This is a genomic window from Bacillus sp. ISL-18 (assembly GCF_018613415.1).
Lineage (GTDB): Bacteria > Bacillota > Bacilli > Bacillales > Cytobacillaceae > Neobacillus.
Genome location: NZ_JAGGQG010000006.1, coordinates 286,291 through 306,503, shown reverse-complemented (window position 1 = coordinate 306,503; position 20,213 = coordinate 286,291). Strand labels below are relative to the sequence as shown.

At 40.5% G+C, this 20,213-nt stretch carries 15 protein-coding genes; 3 read left to right on the top strand and 12 right to left on the bottom strand.

The window, feature by feature from the left end:
- Positions 1 to 136: 136 nt before the first annotated feature.
- From J7E81_RS10660 to J7E81_RS10645, 4 genes are all read right to left on the bottom strand, one after another.
- Positions 137 to 973, bottom strand: a complete 837-nt coding sequence (locus J7E81_RS10660; RefSeq protein WP_215042166.1) for an RMD1 family protein — start codon at positions 971 to 973, stop codon at positions 137 to 139.
- Between the two features lie 177 nt (positions 974 to 1,150).
- Positions 1,151 to 6,259, bottom strand: a complete 5,109-nt coding sequence (locus tag J7E81_RS30880) for a rhamnogalacturonan lyase family protein (RefSeq protein ID WP_374104022.1) — start codon at positions 6,257 to 6,259, stop codon at positions 1,151 to 1,153.
- A 270-nt stretch (positions 6,260 to 6,529) separates the two neighbouring features.
- Positions 6,530 to 8,338 (bottom strand): ATP-dependent zinc metalloprotease FtsH, encoded by a 1,809-nt coding sequence (gene ftsH, locus J7E81_RS10650; RefSeq protein ID WP_215042165.1) that lies wholly within the window; start codon positions 8,336 to 8,338, stop codon positions 6,530 to 6,532.
- A 13-nt stretch (positions 8,339 to 8,351) separates the two neighbouring features.
- Complete coding sequence (locus J7E81_RS10645) at positions 8,352 to 8,963, bottom strand: TetR/AcrR family transcriptional regulator (protein ID WP_215042164.1); 612 nt, start codon at positions 8,961 to 8,963, stop codon at positions 8,352 to 8,354.
- A 237-nt stretch (positions 8,964 to 9,200) separates the two neighbouring features.
- Between J7E81_RS10645 and J7E81_RS10640 the strand changes: the two genes are divergently transcribed.
- Together J7E81_RS10640 and J7E81_RS10635 are read left to right on the top strand one after the other, a co-directional pair.
- Positions 9,201 to 9,404, top strand: a complete 204-nt coding sequence (locus J7E81_RS10640) for a DUF3311 domain-containing protein (protein ID WP_215042163.1) — start codon at positions 9,201 to 9,203, stop codon at positions 9,402 to 9,404.
- Entirely contained in the window at positions 9,404 to 10,885 is a 1,482-nt protein-coding gene (locus J7E81_RS10635) for a sodium:solute symporter family protein (protein WP_215042162.1), read from the top strand. The genes J7E81_RS10640 and J7E81_RS10635 overlap by 1 nt, the downstream gene beginning before the upstream one ends.
- 289 nt (positions 10,886 to 11,174) lie before the next feature.
- On the opposite strand, the gene J7E81_RS10630 is transcribed toward J7E81_RS10635, so the two are convergent.
- Positions 11,175 to 12,296: an NAD(P)/FAD-dependent oxidoreductase gene (locus J7E81_RS10630; RefSeq protein ID WP_215042161.1), complete on the bottom strand. Its 1,122-nt coding sequence runs from the start codon at positions 12,294 to 12,296 to the stop codon at positions 11,175 to 11,177.
- A gap of 167 nt (positions 12,297 to 12,463) precedes the next feature.
- Between J7E81_RS10630 and J7E81_RS10625 the strand changes: the two genes are divergently transcribed.
- Positions 12,464 to 13,474 (top strand): FUSC family protein, encoded by a 1,011-nt coding sequence (locus tag J7E81_RS10625; protein ID WP_215042160.1) that lies wholly within the window; start codon positions 12,464 to 12,466, stop codon positions 13,472 to 13,474.
- A 20-nt stretch (positions 13,475 to 13,494) separates the two neighbouring features.
- Here J7E81_RS10625 and queE read toward each other — a convergent pair whose 3' ends face one another.
- From queE to J7E81_RS10590, 7 genes are all read right to left on the bottom strand, one after another.
- Complete coding sequence (gene queE, locus J7E81_RS10620) at positions 13,495 to 14,211, bottom strand: 7-carboxy-7-deazaguanine synthase QueE (protein ID WP_215042159.1); 717 nt, start codon at positions 14,209 to 14,211, stop codon at positions 13,495 to 13,497.
- The gene (gene queD, locus J7E81_RS10615) at positions 14,204 to 14,686 is read right to left on the bottom strand and encodes a 6-carboxytetrahydropterin synthase QueD (RefSeq protein ID WP_215042158.1); all 483 of its coding nucleotides are present in this window, start codon (positions 14,684 to 14,686) and stop codon (positions 14,204 to 14,206) included. Before queD ends, queE begins: the two co-directional genes overlap by 8 nt.
- A 1-nt stretch (position 14,687) precedes the next feature.
- Positions 14,688 to 15,347 carry a 7-cyano-7-deazaguanine synthase QueC gene (queC, locus tag J7E81_RS10610; RefSeq protein ID WP_215042285.1) on the bottom strand — a complete coding sequence of 220 codons (660 nt, stop codon included), beginning with the start codon at positions 15,345 to 15,347 and terminating at the stop codon, positions 14,688 to 14,690.
- Between the two features lie 151 nt (positions 15,348 to 15,498).
- Positions 15,499 to 16,437, bottom strand: a complete 939-nt coding sequence (locus tag J7E81_RS10605) for a carbohydrate kinase family protein (protein WP_215042157.1) — start codon at positions 16,435 to 16,437, stop codon at positions 15,499 to 15,501.
- 51 nt (positions 16,438 to 16,488) lie between these two features.
- The gene (locus tag J7E81_RS10600) at positions 16,489 to 17,523 is read right to left on the bottom strand and encodes a LacI family DNA-binding transcriptional regulator (protein WP_215042156.1); all 1,035 of its coding nucleotides are present in this window, start codon (positions 17,521 to 17,523) and stop codon (positions 16,489 to 16,491) included.
- 106 nt (positions 17,524 to 17,629) lie between these two features.
- Complete coding sequence (locus J7E81_RS10595) at positions 17,630 to 19,345, bottom strand: GMC family oxidoreductase (protein WP_215042155.1); 1,716 nt, start codon at positions 19,343 to 19,345, stop codon at positions 17,630 to 17,632.
- 21 nt (positions 19,346 to 19,366) lie between these two features.
- A complete protein-coding gene (locus J7E81_RS10590) occupies positions 19,367 to 20,131 on the bottom strand; it encodes a gluconate 2-dehydrogenase subunit 3 family protein (protein ID WP_308162192.1) in 765 nt (254 codons plus the stop codon).
- Between the last annotated feature and the right edge of the window lie 82 nt (positions 20,132 to 20,213).

Genomic DNA, 20,213 nt, shown 5'->3' with positions numbered 1-20,213 from the left:
ATTATTAGCGCTTGTCCATTATCTTATTCTACATGAAGAGAGGACTTCAGGGTAGGATTTGTACTTAAAAAATTACAAAAAGAAACACAATCCTTTTACAAATCTAAACTCTTTCTAGGTAAAAGTAAGTATATTCTCAAGGAATCCAGCCTGCAATTTGTGAGATCGTTATAACAATTTCAATCAAAATGAGAATGACGACAATCCATTCGACGAATAAACCACGGATGGAATGGCTAATCGTGGAGAAACCATCAATGATGTTATACAAAATTTCCGTTTTACTTTTCAATATTTTATGACGATCATTAAGTTCAAAAAAGTCGATCATTTTGTCATAGAATTCGCTGGCATTACTGCTAGCCCAAGTAATATCAGGCTTATCTAAAATCATGATATAAGCAAGCGTGTTATAGTCATGACGGAGAATCTTCGCTGTGGTTCTGGCTAGTTCTTTATTTCCTATCCTTAGCTTCCCCTTTTCGAGACGGTCAATCATCGTTTCGAGCCTGTCATGGATGACCCCTAATTGTTCCTCTGTTTTCTCTAATGCAACCGATTTTGCGAGGACTGTAGAAATTAATTCGGGGTAAAAGGGCTCAAATTCAGGGACCACTACATATTCATCAGTCAATTCAATGGCTTCCGTTTCACTTATGTGGAGGCTGTAATCGTCTGAATACCTCCCAATGTTTTTTAAATCCATTTCAGGCTCAAAGGATTGGAGGTATTTTAGCAGAACGTTAATCTCTTCATCATTCGAGTGATTAATAAATACAACACTTCCAAACGAAAATAGTAAGACACTTTTCGAATTGTCCACTTCTTTACCAAGAATGGATTGAAGGATGTTTCCTCTCAGTACTAAAGGTTCCTCCCAAGTGAATTTTTTCGGAATTCCGCATTGTAAAGCGATTTTATTTAGATCAATTTCATTGGTGATGGCTATGGCTTTAAAGGAAAAATCCAACATTTTTATCACTCTTTCACAGATTGGTCACCCTTTAATTTAATTCTATTTTTGAAAACAAATCAATACAGTTAGCTAATTTGAATGAATTTGTTATTGTAGTAATACCCTAATTTTATAATTTGGGACACAAAAAACCCAAGGTAGCTGAAAAAGCTGCTCCCTTGGGTTCAACCAATTTTATTTCGTTAATGACTCTGCTAATTCAACTAGGATTTGAACTTGTTTTTCTGTGAATACTTTTTCACTTTTTGCTTTTACCTCATTGATAAACGCTTGCATTTGACCGTCTCTAGCATTTTTATTTCCTTTTTCCTCTGACGCTTTGGCAGCCGCAAGTTTTGCTTTTAAGGAATTAAGGAGCGTTTGCTTGCTATCTGCTTCAGTTGCAATGGTAGTTTTTCCATTTTCTGCTGATAGGAACTGCTCTGTTAAGTTTCCTAAATTATCAAAGTTGACAAACACATGAATAGTAACGGCTTGGCTAGATTGGTTGCCTGCCTGATCAATTGCTTCTGCCTTAAAGGAATGACCGTCCAATCCGAGTTCAAAGGCAGGTGTGGAAATATCCTTACAGGAAGACGAAGCAATTCCCGATAAAGAATCTACCACTTTACAATTGATAGCGATCTGCTGGTCAATACCAAACTCGGCCCCTTCTTTTACCGAGAAGGTAATTTCAGGTGCAGTTTGGTCAAGGCTGATCGTCACCGATTTCTTCGGTTCAATGTTTCCAGACTTATCTACACTCCAATATTGTAAGACATGCTTGCCATCTTTCTCGATCTTTGCAGATGTTCCACTTTGTTCTGCTGCACCATTTAGTGAGTAATAAGTTGCAGCAATTCCCGACCCAAATTCATCATCGTTGGCAGTGAAATTTACAGTAACCGGCTTATTGTACCAGCCGTCCTTTTCTTCGCCCGCCACTTCATGCTCGGTTTCCGGGGCTGTAACATCTTTTCTCTTGACTACCTCAATACTTGGAACGGGCGGTGTCGTCATACCTTCCCCGATAAAGAAACTAGCATGCGGCGGCTGGTTATAACCGATATTTTGCCAAGCAACAGACAATCTGTATTGTGGATCATGCATTAAGGTGTAAATTCTTTGTTCCGTTTTTTCTGTAGTCATATACACACGTAAGGCACTGCTATCCTCTGTCCTCCAGATGACCTCTTCTCTCCAGTCTCCAAATAAGTCTGCCTGAAGTACCGGATTACCTTTGGTGCTATTATTAGATAGTGTTCCATCTGCCGTAAGCAAGTTTACTAGTTTGTTATTTTTATAATCCCACTTGTCAATCGTGCCTATACCCGTACCTTTTGCTGTATCCCATTTATGGTCCACTAATTCACGGAGTAAGTCACCATCCCACCATATCGCAAAATTGCTTGTCGGGATGTTATCGGATATTTTTTCCCCTTCTGCTGAATGAAGTCCGCCCACACGACTGTTCCATTCACCAGAAATGGCCCATGCCTCTTCACCCTTGTACCTAGGGTCAATGTCAGCCACCAGACCTCGGCCTGTATCCTGACCTGTTTTTACTCCCCAAAGAATTTCTCCCGTTTCCGCATCACGCATATCATAGCCATATGGTGAGTCCGTATGTTCTTGGACACCGAAAACTTCAAGTCCTGGACGATTTGGAATAAAATCGCCGACATGAAGGGCGTCTCCGTGACCTAAACCAGTGGTATATAATCCCTTGCCGTCATCGTCGACAACCATTTGACCATAAACAATTTCATCCTTGCCGTCCTTATCGATATCAGCGACACTTAAGGTATGATATCCTTGACCAGCATAGTGACCATTGCCTTCATCATTGGAATCGAAAACCCATTGCTTAGTGAGCTTCCCTTCTTTCCAAGTGTACGCGGCCAATACCGTTCTTGTGTAATATCCACGAGCCATGATGATGCTTGGGTGTTCGCCATCTAAGTAGGCAACTCCTGCTAAGAAGCGGTCAACACGGTTACCATATGAATCTCCCCATGCCGAAACATCACCGCGCGGCGGATCATAGTCGACCGTTGACAACGCCTTTCCTGTCTCTCCTTCAAAAACGGTTAAATACTCTGAACCTTGTAAAATATAACCTGTGCTATTTCGATGGTCGGCATCCGCTCTGCCAATCACTGTTCCTTTTCCATCTATGGTTCCATCGGCTGTTTTAAAAACAACCTCAGCTTTGCCGTCACCATCAAAATCGTACACTAAGAACGGTGAATAATGAGCACCGGCACGAATATTTTTACCTAAGTCAATACGCCACTTTAAAGTACCATCCATCTCATAGGCATCCACATAGACGTTTCCGGTATAACCTGCTTGTGAATTATCCTTGGAATTGGAAGGGTCCCATTTTAAAACTAGTTCATATTTACCATCACCGTCTAAGTCTCCTACACTCGCATCGTTCGCTCGATAGGAATACGGGTCGCCAAGCGGTGTAACACCATCCTTTGGTTTTTGAAGCGGGATGTCCATGTAATTTTTATTTAATACTTTAGCCATATCCTGCGATTTTCTTTCCTTACCGTTGATGATGGCTCGGATTTCATAAACAGAATCTGCTTTTCCGTCCTTATCTACATAGTTGGTGCTGGTTGTAACAGGAGTTTCATTGATCTTTTTACCGTCACGATAGACGTTAAAGCTAATATCAGCTGGATCTGTACCAAGCATTCTCCAGCTTACGTAAACACCATCATCTGTCTTAATTGATACTGGCGCCCGATCAATATCTTCCATTTGCCGCTTTAAAACTGTTACAGCAGGCGTTTCAAGACTTTCAGAAAGTTCTGAAATTCCACCTGCATTCACGGCTGCCACTTTGTAAAAATAAGAAATCGTAGTTAAAACTGTCTTATCCTGATAGGAGGGACTTTTCGATTTGCCAATTAGTTGGTACGGGCCATCCTGTTTTTTGGAGCGGTACACATTGTAAGTGATTGCACCATCCACTTGACCCCAGCTGATGGTAAGATCGTTTTTATTAACATCTCCAACATTTAGGTTATTTGGCTGGGCTGGTACCGGCTGTGATGGATCTATCATCTTCACTTCAAGCGGCAAGGAAGGGACAGTTTCCACGTTGGAATGATCAATGGTTGTGACCACATATTCATACTCTAAACCTACATCGACTGTAGTGTCTTTATAAGAATTGTTATTAGCACTTCCAACTAATACAAAATCCTTTGTTCCAGCAATTTTTCGGTAGACATTATATTTTTCTGCATCATCAACAAGTTTCCATGAAAGGGAGACAAATGGCTTGTTGATATCCAGCGACTGTTCTTCCACTTTTAATTCGGATGGGGCAAGTATGATCGGAGTAATTTCTAAGCCGTTTACAATTCCCGTTGAACCACCGAAGCTAAAATTCATTTGCCCATCCTTTACCGATACTTGTGATACAACCTTCGTAGTGTAGTTTTTACTCGGTGCGGAAATCGTCCCATAATCCTGCCCTTCAATGGCGAGGGTTGTTCTGGCACTGCCTAAGAAATCTCCTACATAAACCTTTACAGCATAAAGACCGTTCGGCAGATCCACATTAAATTTCCAGCCAACATTAAAGTAGCCGAGCCAATCGCGAAGCAAATCTCCTCCTGTGCTTCGGTCCCGTCCAATCATGCCAGTAGGGTCGACAATTCCGTACCCTTTTTCTTTCACATATTTAGTCGATAGATTGACGCCAGTATAACCTTCCGCAATTGGATTACCTGCTAATCCAAAGTCATATTTCAATGTTGCCTTTTTAGTTGTGACTTGGGTAATTTCTGATTTCTCAGACTCCCCTTTTCCGTTAACGGCCGAAACCACAATATCGTAGGTTTTCCCTTCTTCCATTCCAGTAACATTTAGTTGCGGGATAGTCGCGCTGCCAATTAACGAGAATTCCTTATCAGTTGAAAGCTTACGATATACCTTATAGATATCGGCTCCTTCGATCCCTTTCCAGGTTAAGAATGCTCCTGCATTACTAATACTGCTTGCAACTAAATTAGTAGGTTTTACAGGAATATTGGCTGGAGGTTCAATACCGGTTACATAAGAAGATAAAGGAATATCTAGTTTTTTCACTTCTTCCGAGATTAATCGTGCCATTTGAATGGCCCCATATTCTTGGAAATGCGTATTATCTTGAGACCCATTAGGAAAAGCCGTATAGATACCTGGATCTAATTGAAGGAATACGGAAAGCGAGCCTTCCGGACCAATCGTGTTGTAGTACGCTACACTGCGGGCGCTCAAATCAACCACATCAACGTTTAGTTCTTCAGCGACTTCTTTCATCCCCTGTACATATTCAGGGAAACTGACGTTAAACTTACCTGTGTCTGGATTAAAGTCCCGTCTGCCCATTGGCGTAACAAGGATCGGAATCGCACCGCGCTGCCGAGCACCATTAATATAGGTCTTTAAGTAGTTTTTGTAATCTGGTACTGATGCATATCGCTCAGGTACACTTATCGTCGCATCATTATGACCAAATTGAATAAAGAAATAATCATTTGGTTTGATTTCACGCAAAACGGTATCTAATCTGCCTTCATTAATAAACGACTTTGAGCTTCTGCCTCCAATGGCATGGTTTTTAAAAGTAATATCCGAACTGAAAAAGCGGGAAATCATCTGTCCCCATCCAGCTTGCGGTCTCCAATATTCATCATAGGTTTGTACCGTCGAGTCCCCTGCTATGTAAACCGTTGGAAGTTCTCCTGCGACTCGTTCCGGGAGTTTTTCAATGGTCAAGCCGTTTAGTTTAGGATTTGTTCCTGTCAGCTCTATTGTTAATTGACCATCAACGAGGGCGATATCAAAGGTTCGTTCCAGATACTCGCCGGCACCAAGGGTTGTATCTTGAACCTTTTGGATATTCTCCGCCTTCACGCCTACTGCCGTTCCTTCTGTCTCATCTCCTGAAACCACGGTGACTGTATAGTCTCCGTTTGGAAGATCCACGTTAAAGGCTGTTCCCGTAGTGGAAATGAAGTCTGATTTTAACTTATAAGCGGTTTTTCTGTCCGCTGAAGATACCTTAGAGGGATCAGCAAATCCATATCCCTTTTCAGCCGAGTATGCGGTCTCTGAAGAAACTTGAAGATAACCTTCTGTTACTGGACTAGAAGGTGTTCCAAAATCAAACTTTTTAGTTAAGGGGGTTTCTGCAGCCGATACCTGTAGAGCAGCAGCTGGGATTGAAGCCAAAATCAGCAAAAAACTAAGGATCGTGGCCATCATCCTTTTCAGCTTATACCTTTTGATTAACAAATCATTTCCTCCTCTTCTCCCATTACTTGCGATTTAGCATGCATGCGATAATCCTGACACCTCCCTTTGTATTGACAACGCTTTCAACAGATATCTTACCTCTAACGTTTTACTTCTGAATATATAAAAATCAGACAATTCAGTTTAAAAAACAGTGGTCGAATCAAAATGAGTAAATCCTACTATGTTTTAGCGGACCTTTTATCCTATATCCAAAAACAAAAGCCAGGGTAGTTAATTCTACCCTGGCTTCCCTTGTTTTCATCACGACTAAGCTAATAAAATAGACATAAATTCGTCGCCGGTGATGGTTTCTTTTTCTAACAAATATTTCGTTAATTCATGTAATTTATCTTTATTATCCTCTAAAATCCGAATCGCATTTTGGTGACAAGATTTTATAATCTTAAGAATTTCGGCATCTACTTTGGCAGCTGTTTCCGCGGACACCATTAACGAAGTATCCCCGCCTAAATAGGGATTATTTACTGTTTCCAGTGCCATCATATCAAACTCTTCACTCATACCAAATCTAGTAACCATTGCTCGAGCAATCTTCGTAGCTTGTTCGATGTCATTAGATGCACCGGACGTTACCGTTTTAAAGATAATCTCCTCTGCTGCACGTCCTCCCATATAGGTGGTGATTTTATCCAAGGCCTGCTCTTTTGTCATTAACACCGTTTCTTGCTCATCTACCTGCATGGTGTAACCCAACGCACCAGACGTTCTTGGAATAATCGTGATTTTATGAACAGGAGCAGAGTGACTCTGCTTGGCTGCAACCAAGGCATGGCCGATTTCATGATAGGAAATCGTTAGTTTATCCTTCATTGAGATGACGGCGTTTTTACGTTGGTAACCAGCAATGACGACTTCCACGGACTCTTCCAAATCATTTTGAGTTACCTTGGTTCGGCCTAATCTTACGGCCCTTAAAGCAGCTTCATTAATAATATTGGCCAAATCGGCACCGGATGCTCCAGAAGTGGCTCTAGCAATTACATTAAAATCAACATCATCCGCTAGTTTCACTTTTGCAGCATGGACGTTTAAGATCGATTCCCGTCCTTTCAAATCTGGTAATTCAACCGGTACTCTTCGGTCAAAACGGCCCGGTCTTAAAAGCGCCTTATCAAGTGTTTCCGGTCTATTGGTAGCGGCAAGGATCACGACACCTTTATCCGCATCAAACCCGTCCATTTCTGTTAACAGCTGGTTCAAGGTTTGTTCCCGTTCATCATTACCCCCAGCCATTCCAGAATTTCGGCTTTTCCCGATTGCATCGATTTCATCGATAAACACAATACATGGGGCTTTTTCCTGTGCTTGTTTAAATAAATCTCTTACTCTAGCAGCCCCCATTCCAACAAACATCTCGACAAATTCGGAACCTGACATAGAGAAGAATGGAACCTTTGATTCACCAGCAACCGCCTTGGCGAGCATCGTTTTCCCTGTTCCCGGAGGTCCTACTAAGAGAGCGCCCTTTGGAATATTTGCTCCAATTTCTTTATACTTTTTCGGATTATGAAGGAAGTCGACGATTTCTTGAAGTGCCTCTTTTGCCTCATCTTGTCCAGCCACATTTTTAAAGGTAATTCCTGTTTCAGTTTCCACGTATACTTTGGCATTGCTTTTTCCAAATGATAAGGGACCGCCGCCGCCCATCATTTTACCTTGCATTTTTTTCGTTAACCATTGACCAATCGCAATAAAAATAGCAAATGGAAGAATCCAAGAAAGAATAAAATTTAACAAAGGCGACGTTTCTTTTGGAATTACCTTTGTAAATTTAACATCTGCTTTATGCAGACGGTCTACTAATTCAGGATCTTCAATCGTCCCTGTTTTATAAAGGACTGACTTGTTTGATTTAAACGAGATTGTGTTATCATCAATTTCAACTTGTTTAACTTGCCCTTTATCAACCATGGTTAAAAACGTCCCATAATCAACTTCCTTAACGGAATGGTTCGTAATAGCTGGAAAGATAAATGAATTTAATAGCAGTATAATAACGATTATGATTCCATAATAAAATATTAGTGGCTTCTTGGGTGGTTTTACTCGTTTCACGTTTGTTCCTCCATTATGAATCCCTTCGGACTAATCCGCTTTTTAAAAGATTCATTTCAATTTTATAATTGTCCAACGCTTCATCATTCGATAGGTCTTTGGCAAACTTTTCGACAACATTTCTTAAGGTAATCGTAAAGACAATTTGCAAGAGATGAAACAATTCTTTATGGTTTGAAATATTTAAGTTTCTCGTATTAAGAGAAGAGAGAAAATCACTTAAGCTGCCACTATTTTCATGGCCCCTAAAGATTTTTGAAAAAGATAATTCGATTTTATACGTCATATTTAAAAACGCATTTTTTAAAAAATGAACATCCTCTTCCTCCATGATAATGTGCTGGTAAAAGACGACCATGGTATCAAAAAGATCCCCATCATATTTTTTAAGTAAAACAACAAAGTTATTCCGAATAGTAAGAACCAGTTCATTTAAAAGATAGAAAAAGGCATCCTCTTTATCTTCAAAGTATTGATAAAAGCTTCCGCGCGGGATATTTGCTGATTTAATGATATTTGAGATAGACGCATCATATAACGGAACTCTTGAAAACTCTTTTCTCATTGCCGCAATCAATGTCTGTTTTTTTTCTTCAGGTAAATTGGTAAAGGTGACTTTGGGCAACGGCTGCTCCTCCAATCGTAAACCACTATCTAATTAGTAGATATTATTCACATGACAGTCTGTCACTATGAAACTATTGTAAATGACAAAGTGTCATTTGTCAAAGTTTAAACTGACACTTTGTCATTTATTAATGGAAATGAATTTTATATATTTTCTAAAAATTTTGTTGTTTTAATTGGAAATAATTGATACTATTATTTTCGTTGAAAATTTTTCAAACAGGGGGTTATAAAAATGGGCAAAAAGTCCATCATTGTTTTACTATCAATCGTGCCTTTTATCTTTATGCTGGCAGCCATTCCATTTGTTAACCGGATTCATCCAATTATTTTTGGATTACCCTTCCTGGCGTTTTGGTTATTTTTCGGAATGCTAGTCACTCCTTTATGTACCTTTGCGATTTACAGATTACAAAAAACAGAAAGAAGTGCTGAGTAATGCAAGGAAATCTTACAGCTTTGTTAATTACAGGAATCATTGTTTTAGGGGTTGTCTTAATAGGATTCATATCCGGCAGAGATAAAACGAACAGAAGTTCAGTCGAAGAATGGTCTGTCGGCGGCAGGCGTTTTGGGACCTTACTCGTCTGGTTCTTAGTCGGCGCTGACCTATACACAGCTTATACCTTTTTAGGGCTAACAAGTACAGCTTACACAGGTGGAAGTCTAGCATTCTTTGCGATTCCATATACCATTATTGCGTACTTTATCTCCTATTTCTTCCTTCCTAAGCTATGGAAGTTTTCAAAGAATCATAAAATAACTACACTTGCCGATTATGCGAAGGTGCGATTTAATAGTAAATTTTTATCCTTCTTAATTGCCGTGGTCGGTGTGTTAATGCTTATTCCTTACATAGATTTGCAATTAGCGGGGATTCAAGATACATTGACAGTTGCAGGAACAGGATTTATTAATGTAAAAGTTGTCGTCATCATATCTTTCCTTCTAGTAGCACTATTTACATTTTTTAGCGGGATTAAGGGACCAACTTATACCGCAGTTATTAAAGACATTTTAGTGTGGGTGATTATGTTATTCCTAGTGGTGAATCTCCCTATCATTCATTTCGGAAGCTGGGGAGCGATGATTGATAAGGTAGCTGCCGATTCACCTCAGCTCTTAACCATCCCTGCATCAGGTCCTAAAGGAATCCCATGGTTTTTAACAGCTTCGTTGGTATCCGGCTTGGCTTTATTTATGTGGGCCCACGCAGCGACAGGTGTATTTACAGCAAAAAGTGCGGATGCGCTTCGGAAGAATGCTATTTTTCTTCCATTATATAATATCGTTTTAATTCTATTAATTTTCCTTGGCTTTGTGGCCTTTCATGTTCTTCCAGAAGGTACGAACCCAAGATTTGCACTATTAAATTTGGTCCAAGTTTCTTATGGAGGAGTTGTCCAAGGTTTAGCTTATTCAACCATAGCTCTTGCTTCACTAATACCTTGTTCCATCATGGCAATTGGGGCATCCAATTTATTTGCTAATAATATTTACCGTGATTTAATTAATCCAAAGGTTCAACCCGCAAAACTTACTTTGGTTACTCGTTGTATGGTATTTGTTGTTATTGGACTTGCCTTAGTATTCGGTATGGTGTTCCCTTCTGCCCTCGTTTCATTACAATTACTAGGAGTTTCCGGAATGGTACAAATCTTCCCAGCCATTGTGTTTAGCCTTTTTTGGAAAAACCAAACAAAAGAAGCTACTATTGGGGGGTTAATTGTTGGTTTAGTGGTTACCTTCACTGTTTATGCAACTGGAAAATCTTTTGGTATTTATGAAGGTTTCTGGGGATTAATGGCCAATGTGATTGTAACGGTGCTGCTAAATCCATTGTTTGTGTCTAGAATTAAACATAACTCTATTCTTGAACAGTTATTTGGTAAACAACAGAATGTAAAAAAAGGTGCTTAATAATGTAAAAGACCTGCTTTTATCTTGATAGAAAAGCAGGTCTTTTTTTAGGTTGGCTGGAGATTGTAAGTTATTTCATTCATTCAAAAGAATTGGGAACCTATTCAACAAAAATACAATCCAAATGATAGATAACCACCACGCTCAAAGGGGGTTTTTAAACATGAATCCGCCATGTGGACATGATATCCTGATTTCCTTTTTGTTTTTTCCTCATGAACCCAACATATAGCCATATTCCTCAGATACCATTTTGTTGTGTCTCCATCAAAATGGCCGCAGCAATCATTTACTCCCTATTTCCAATTGCCCCTGCTACATCGTAGAGACTAAAATCGATCTCTGTTGGCTTCCCAACAACATGCTTAGCAAGCTCCGCACCAATGTACGGTCCACTCGTAAGCCCCGAGGCACCCAGACCGTTTGCCACATAGATGCTATCATAATCAGGCAAAGCCCCCATTACCGGTAAAAAGCCCGGTGAAAAAGGCCTGAACCCCACACGTGTTTCAAGATACGTGCTATCAGAAAGCCCCGGTGCAACCTCTAGAGCCTTATTCAAAATCTCTTGGATGCCGCCTGCCGTTACACGGTGATCAAAACCGGCTTCATTTTCATGGGTTGAACCAACGACCACTCGTCCATTTTCAAAAGTAAGGATATATTGATTACTAACCGGCATCACCACAGGCCATGAACCAGTATCTGCATTTGGCAATTCAAGATGGATGATTTGCGCCTTTTGCGGCTTAACTAAAAACTCAACCCCTAAGGGCGCCAATAACTCTTTCGACCATGCTCCTCCGGTTACTATGACCTGATCCGCCGGCAGCACAGTCCCCTCCAGGCTAATTCCCATAAACCGTTTGCCCTCTGCAACAATCGATGCATTCCCTCTCAATAACGAAGCTCCATGTTTTTGTGCGGCCCTCATCAGGGCATCACGAATAGCTCTGCCATCCACCCGTGCCCCGCCACTTACGTACACAGCCCCATATTCCTCCGCTAAAGCCGGGAATAAACTCTTTGTTTCAGAAGGACTCAAAATGCTAATTTCTCCGATTTCAGGGGCATCCTCACGGCGTTTTCTTGCCCGCTCTGCCATCTGTTCAAGCTTTTCAGGAACCCTATGCAGACTAATAGCTCCGACACGTTTATACCCTGTATTTGTTTCACCATCTGCTTCCAGCTGCGCAATTAACTTCGGATAATAACGGGCACCGCCTTTCGCCAGTTGATACCAGGCTTTATTCCGCCGCTGCGAAAGCCAAGGACATACAATACCAGCTGCCGCATCAGTGGCTTGACCTGAATCATGCCGATCGATTACCAGAACTTCTGCACCTAACTTGGCTAAATGGTAAGCGGTGGACGCGCCGAGAATTCCCGCTCCTATAACAATAATTTTCATAAGTCACCTTTTTTAGTTTATTGGTTCATTCCATATGTAAATTCAAATCTAATAGTATCAAAATAGTGAACTGAATGAAACATTTGTAGCAGTGTCATCACCCGTATAGAAATAGGTTTTTTGGTAAAACTAACCACGCTGCGGACACGAATAAAGGGGCCGTTACATTGAAATCAAAAAAGCAATTAAAAAAACAAATGGAAAATAAAACAGTTTTGATTTGGAAGATGGGAGCGGCCTCCGCCCTTTCATGGGAGATTGCAAAACTAGCAGGGTCTACCCATCCCTACTTAGCACCCATTTCGGTTATTCTTTGCTTACAAACAACGATCGACCGTTCGATCCGTTTCTCCTATCAAAGAATGGTAGGAACCGTTATTGGTATCGTTATTGTCGTACTATTGGAACCTTTTGTGAAAGTAAATGGCTGGACGTTGGGGAGCTTGATTATCGTTGGATGCTTTATCGCAAAATGGTTAAAACGCGAAGAAACTGCAATCCATCAAGTCGCTTTAACTGTATTGCTTGTCTTTGTATTGGGAAAAAAAGCTGGGGACTATCCAATCGATCGGTTTCGTGATACCCTAATCGGGGCACTCGCAGCGGTGTTGATTCAGATGATGATCCACCCGCCAAATTATTCAAAACAAGCTTTAAACAAGTGCTCGGACTGCTCCAGCCATCTGGCAAGTGTTTTTACGAAACTAGCACTATGGCTAGAAAACGGTTCTGATCTAACACAAGAAAAAGAACTGCAAAACGACTTAAAAAAACTTCAACAAGAGCTGCAACTCTGTAAATTTGTTCTCAAAGATGCAAAAGAAAGTTTGAAATATAACCCGTTCGGACAAAAAAGTAACAATATACTTAAGGAATGTGATCAAAAAATAATGTTATTTTCTGAGGGATATATCTACCTAAAAACAACGGTAGACACGTTTATTGCCTGGGCTAAAGCAGGGTCTCTCACAACAACTGACCAAATGACTTGGGCAAATCAACAATCCACACTAGCTCATTTTTTTACACAGAAAATGGACCAAGAGGAATTAAGGAATCTTTTAACAATATCGCTCCCTGCAGAACAAAAGAACCAACAATACGAGACAGCAATCTATCAAGGGACATCTCTTTTTTTAGAAAAAATTAAAACCAGTAACCGACCCCCATCACTGTAAGTAAGAGGGTCAGATACTGGTTAAACTCCTCGTTTATTTCCCCATAATAACGTATGCAATTGCGGCAGGACTTTTACGTTATTAAGGTCTGGGTCCAGCATTACTCTATCAATAAGACGCTCATATTGATTTAATAACTCAAACAGCAGCTTCTGGTTATCTGCTGTGGTAATATCATGATTACCAACCTGCAAAAAGAAAGGAACGCCCGGATAGCGGTGGTGAATACTTTTTGCATACTCGTAATCTTGATCATCAAAGATGACGACCTTTAAGCTCACATTACTTTCTTTGAGGTTATCAATAATCATATTTAATACTTCGAAATCCGTTACCATGTTGGAACTTGGCGGTTTCGGGGAAATGGTTAATTCATCAATCTTAACAAACCAATCCTGCCACTTACTCCCCTGTGTTTCCAAACCAATTTTGATATGATGATCCTGCAAAATATCGATCAATGAGTCAAGATTTTTTAAGAGAGCAGGATTTCCACCAGAAATGGTCACAAAAGAGAAATTGTCCCCGCCAATTCGTTTTAACTCGGTCCAGATTTCTTCTGCTTCCATCATCCGGATATTGTCTTTCCCTGAACCATCCCATGTAAAGGCAGAATCACACCAGCTGCAGGAATAATCACATCCGGCGGTTCTGACAAACATCGTTTTTTGGCCAATAACCATTCCTTCCCCTTGAATCGTTGGTCCAAAAACTTCCATTACGGGAATTTTACTCATTTTCCATCCACTCCCGTCTTGCTTCCGCATAGCTGGTTGGAGTTTCAAATAAACGGACAAACTCCACCCTTGCTCCTGCATACTTGTCTTGTCTTTCCGATTGCTGTAACGCCTCTGCCATTTTCTCATAAATCCATACCACCATATTCTCTGCGGTTGTATTCATCGGCGGCAGCGTTTCATTCAAATAGCGGTGATCAAGGAAGATTTCAATTTCATTTTTCCAAATGTCTTTAATATCGCCGAAATCCATCATCAGGCCCCGATCATCTACAAAACCGCTTATCCCAAAGATAACTTTATAGGTATGGCCATGGAGGTTTTTACACTTGCCATCATAGCAATGCAAATGATGGGCGGCATCAAAGGTAAATTCCTTGCTGACAAGTACTCGTTTGTGATGGTACTTTAATTGATCGGGCTGGATATCCTCATTTATTTTTTGCAGCTTATCGACAATGCGAAAACCATACATTTTATAACGCCTCTCTTGTTGATAAATATTTTTCAAGGCCCTTTTTTCGTAATAGACAGGAAGGACATTCCCCGCAGCCGTCAGCAATCATTCCGTTGTAACAAGTTAGGGTTTTTTCTCTTACAAATTCCAATCCATCGAGTTCATCGGCCAACTGCCAAGTTTCAGCCTTATCCAGCCACATTAACGGAGTATGGATGACAAATTCCTTATCCATCGACAGGTTTAAGGTCACGTTTAACGATTTTATAAAAATATCACGGCAATCTGGGTAACCACTAAAGTCCGTTTCACACACACCAGTTACAAGGTGTTTGGCTCCAACCTGGCTCGCCAGAACGCCTGCAAAGGAGATAAATAAAAGATTCCGTCCAGGAACAAAGGTCGATGGAAGCTCGCCATCCTCGCCTTCTTTCACCTCAATGTCATTTCGGGTTAGTGCATTGGGTGCCAATTGGTTTAATAATGACATATCTAAAATATGGTGCCTGACACCAAGTTCATTCGCTATATTTTTGGCACACTCAATTTCTAGAGAATGCCTTTGGTTATAATCAAAAGTAACAACTTCTACTTCTTTAAATTGTTTTAATGCCCAAAATAAGCAAGTGGTGCTGTCTTGGCCGCCACTGAATACGACAACTGCTTTTTCATCCTTCAACATACTAAGGAATTCTCCTTTCAAAATAGAAAAAACAGCACCCCAAGATCGAAGTGCTGCTTCATCTTAGTTTTTTTAATGAGGGGGACTAGAACCTCTGCTATAAAATTTCAATACTAGAATAATATCATAAAGAAATAAAAATGGGTACCTACAGATATTGTTTTTTTAATTCGCAATAATCAATATTGGTTGTCAAAGAACCAACCTTAGTAGTTACTGCAGCCCCAACCTGATTAGCAAACTGAAGGTACTTTATTAATTGGGCTTGATGAGTTGGCTTCCCTTTTTCGTGGAAGCAGTATAAGAGTGCCGCTATAAAAGCATCCCCCGCACCAGTAGTATCAACCGCTTCAACCTTCGGAGCTGGTGAGAATACCTTGTTCCCCTTCATCAAAGCGTAAGCACCTTTGGCCCCCATGGTCACAAATAGGAAAGGGATCTCCCAAACGGATAATTTCTCTAATCCTGCCTCAAACGAACTGGTTTCAGTTAAAAAATATAACTCCTCCTCCGCGATTTTTACAACATCGGCTTTTTTTAGAAAAGAAGTAATCGTTTGCCGACATTGCTCCTCGCTCTCCCAGCGCTTTAAGCGAATATTCGTATCAAAAGCGATCAAATTACCGCAGTCCTTAGCATAGTTTAAGGCAGTTTCTGTTGTTTCTTTCGCTTTTTTGTGAAAAAGCGTACCTGAACCGAAATAAAATACCTTTGTCTGCTCAAACACTTCTTTTTTTAGTTCATCCGCTATTAATAGTTCATCTGGCGTATCGTTAAGGTATGAGTGAAAATAACGCTCGCCCTGATTGTTAGTATAAACATAGACACCACAAATTTTCTTACTCGGAGTGTGAACGGCAAATTCGGTATTAATCCCCTCATTCGCTAGTTCTTGTTCAACAAATTGACTGATTTCATCCTCACCCATTTTACACAAATAATATGTAGGAATTCCAAGCCGCTGGGTCCCTACAGCAACATTAACGGTGGCCCCTCCCAACAGCTTTTTGAATGTTGTATTGGCAGCATCGACTGAAATGTAGTCGACAAATGCTTCTCCTAGTGAAATGACGCCTTGCTTTTCCAAAATAGTCCTCCTTATAATTGAATAGCAACTCATGATGTATGGACCAGTGTATTATAGATACTGCCGATTCTCAAATGTAGAATCACGAATAATTAAATCTGGAGGTAAAATGATTCGTTCCCTTGGGCGGTCAATATCTACCATTCTTTTATGAAGAAGGCTTGCCGCATTGGAACCTATCTGACTGGCGAATGAGGATACAGTTGTTAAGGGCGGATTTGTTATACTAGCTTCTGGTATATCATCAAAACCAACTACCGCAACATCCTTCCCAGGTACAATCCCTAACTCCCTTAAACCTACCATAACACCAAGTGCGACTAAATCATTAAAACAAAAAATGGCTGTAGGCTGTGCCCCTTTCTTTATCAGTTCCTTAACCCCTACGGTTCCGCCATCTCTTGTTGGAGCTGTACTAATGAACTTCGACGGGTCCACTTCTAAACCAGCGGACTGAAAGGCCAGCTTAAATCCCTCTATTCTTTGCTGCCAGGCAGTTGATTCTTTTCGGCCGCCAACAAAAGCGACTCGTTGATGCCCATTTTGAATTAAGTGATTTACAGCCATTTTCGCACCTTTAAAATAATCAATCCCAACATAATCACATTCAGCATTAGTAATCTCTCTTACTGCATGGACAATCGGGATATCCAGCTTATGTATCTTATCTATTGGTTCCCTCGAACTTCCTGAAACAGGGCATAATATAATCCCGTCTACTCGATGTTCAAGCATGGTAGACAGAAGCCGGACCTGCTTTTCTTCTGAGTCAAACGTGGTGCCTAAGAGAACCGTATAACCTTCCGCTTCTAATGTTGTTGTGACCCCTTTTAAAAAATCCGAAAAGAATGTATTAGCAATATCTGTAAAGATTACTCCCACTGTGGATGAACGTTTTGAGCGAAGATTTGCCGCCACACGATCATATACATAGCCAAGCTCATCCATCGCTGCCAATACTTTTTTCCTTGTCTGATCGGAAACATTTGGACTATTTCTCACAATAAGTGAAGCCGTTGCACGAGAGACACCCGCATGTTCAGCTACGTCCTTAAGTGTGACTCTTGACCCTTTTTTTCGTTTCATAATATCACCCTATTGATTACTTACTAGACTTTAATTATATAGTAATCCTTAAAAACAAAAAAGATTACCTGCCCCAAATCCTGAGACAGGTAATCTTTATGGCGAATTAAACAAGTAATCCGCCTTGTTTAATATATTTTAAAATACCTTCAGCTGCACGGTACGATAAGGCACCTAATGTACCCGTTGGATTAAAATTACTGTTGTGAGGAAAGGCAGAAGACCCAGCAACAAATACATTTTCCGCATCCCACATTTGTAAATACGTATTAACGGCAGAAGTTTCAGGATTTGCCCCCATGATAACTCCCCCTGTATTATGCGTATTGGTATCTTTATTTACGTTAAAAGGCGCCTGTTCTTCAGATGTTTCCATAATATCAGCGCCAAACTCTTTGGCAATTTTTTTCGTGATTTTCGCCATATATTTAACCATTTCTTTATCTTGTTCTGTATAGTCATATGTCATCCGTAATAAAGGCATACCATATGCGTCCTTATATGTAGGATCTAGATCAAGATAATTGTCTTTGTGCGGCATGCTGGCTGCTTGTACCTTTACAGGGAAGGTGCTGTTTGCATATTTAATCGATTGTTTCTTAAACTCCTCGCCCCATGCAGGTGTACCTTTTGGAACGGTATTGTTCGCAATTGGACGGTTTCCATATTGTGTCACACGAATACAGCCTCCGTGAATGAAGTTTTCATGGGTATGGTCGAAACTATCCCCTGTAAAATCAGGAATCTCCATCCCTAATGCACCTGCACCACCATACAAATTAAATTCTCGACCATTAAAGAATAAGGTGGTGGCTCCTCCGGTTACTTGATAACAATAGTTCTTACCAACAACACCTGTACCTGTTTCTGAATTATATGGCTTACCAAGACCAGAATTCAATAGAAGTCTAACATTATTAAAGACATAGCTTGCGACAACTACAATATCGGCAGGCTGCTCAAACTCTTCACCTGTAATCGTATTTACATATAGCACACCAGTCGCTTTTTTACCATCATTTAAGATCCGAATAACATTAGAATGTGTTCTTAAATCAAGGTTTCCCGTCTGTTTTGCCACTGGAATAACTGTTACAGCTGGATCAGCTTTCGCACCGTATTCACAGCCAAAGTTTTCACAGTAGGCACAATATTGGCAGGCACCACGTTGAATGCCATCTGGATTTTTATATGATTCTGATAAATTAGAAGAAGGAATGACATACGGGCTGTAGCCAAGTTTTTTGGTTACTGTTTCAAATTCCTTCATAATGGGTGTTTTCACCATTGGACCAGTAGGATATGGATTTGTCCGTTTCCCATATTTCTCAACGGTCTCGCCTGAAATCCCTGCCATTTTTTCAAATTTATCATAATAGGGTTCAATCTCGTCGTACGTGATACCCCAGTCTTGAATGAGATACTCAGGCTTCACTTTGCTAGGGCCATATTTCTTTTCCGTTAAGGTCTTAATTTCAAAATCATATGGCAAGAAACGATACGTTTGTCCGTTCCAGTGACTGCCGGCACCGCCAACTCCATCGCCAACAATAAAGGTCCCGTAGCTGCGCATTGGAAGGGCCGTCATGTTTTTATTATTACGGGAAGTAATGGTTTCTTTTGAAAGATCTTGCATTAACTCTGTTCGATGCTGATAACGGAGTTCATCATGTCCCATTAAATAATCACTTGTCGTCCGATCTTTTCCTCGTTCAATTCCGACAACTTTCACTCCTGCTTTTGTTAATTCGGAGGCAATAATTCCGCCTGCCCACCCCATACCAACAATTACTACGGGCACTTTTGGAAGTTTTCTAGCCATTTTATTCATTCCTTTCTATCATCAATGACTCATATGGTCATGTAAACTATGTGGAGTTAATTCTACGAATTTGTCACTTTGAATTTCTTTGGTGTATCCCATTTGAGCCCCTGGATATTTCCGCATTTTCCAGCCCTGCATGTCTTTATTGCCGCCATACATGGGGTCAGCATAGGCCCCTTCAATCGTTAGTGTTCGAAGCATTTTAAAAAATGCCGAAGTCGATACACCTGACAGGTTACCTGCTTTTCCACTCTCAAAATCTACTAATACTTGATCCTGCTCTTTTGCTTCTATTTCTGTGAATTTCTTTTGATATTTTTTATTACTATAATCATTTAAGCCATTCAACCCTAAGACAAATAAATCCTTGCGGAGAATACGTAATTGCCCTCCTTGTTTCTCATCTGGTGTTTTAAATGGTCCCATCATGTAATCTTTGGCGTTTACTCCCCATGGACTTGCTAGTTGATGATCGATATAGATAGCAACATTCAAGTCCTTCGCCCCAGGACCGGTTTCATCTTTCGGAAAAATACGTTCCGCTGCGGCCGCTGTTGTCTGATACTGATCTTGATTAAAGAACATTAGTGCCTCATTTGGGTTAGCAGCCATCTCTTGTACATGCGATGAAGCAGGCACTGTTTTAGACGAGGATTTCATGCCGAATAAGCTTCCCACTGCTCCACCAACAATCAAACCACCGACTGTTAATCCTGAATTTCTCATAAAGGTTCGTCTTGTTTTGTCCTGAACCCCAGTTAATTTTTTCTCGTCATTTGACACAGAAAAGCCCCCATTTCATTAGAAAAATTGAGATTGTTTATTTATTAGATCGATCTATTAGATCGATCTAATATCTGAGCAA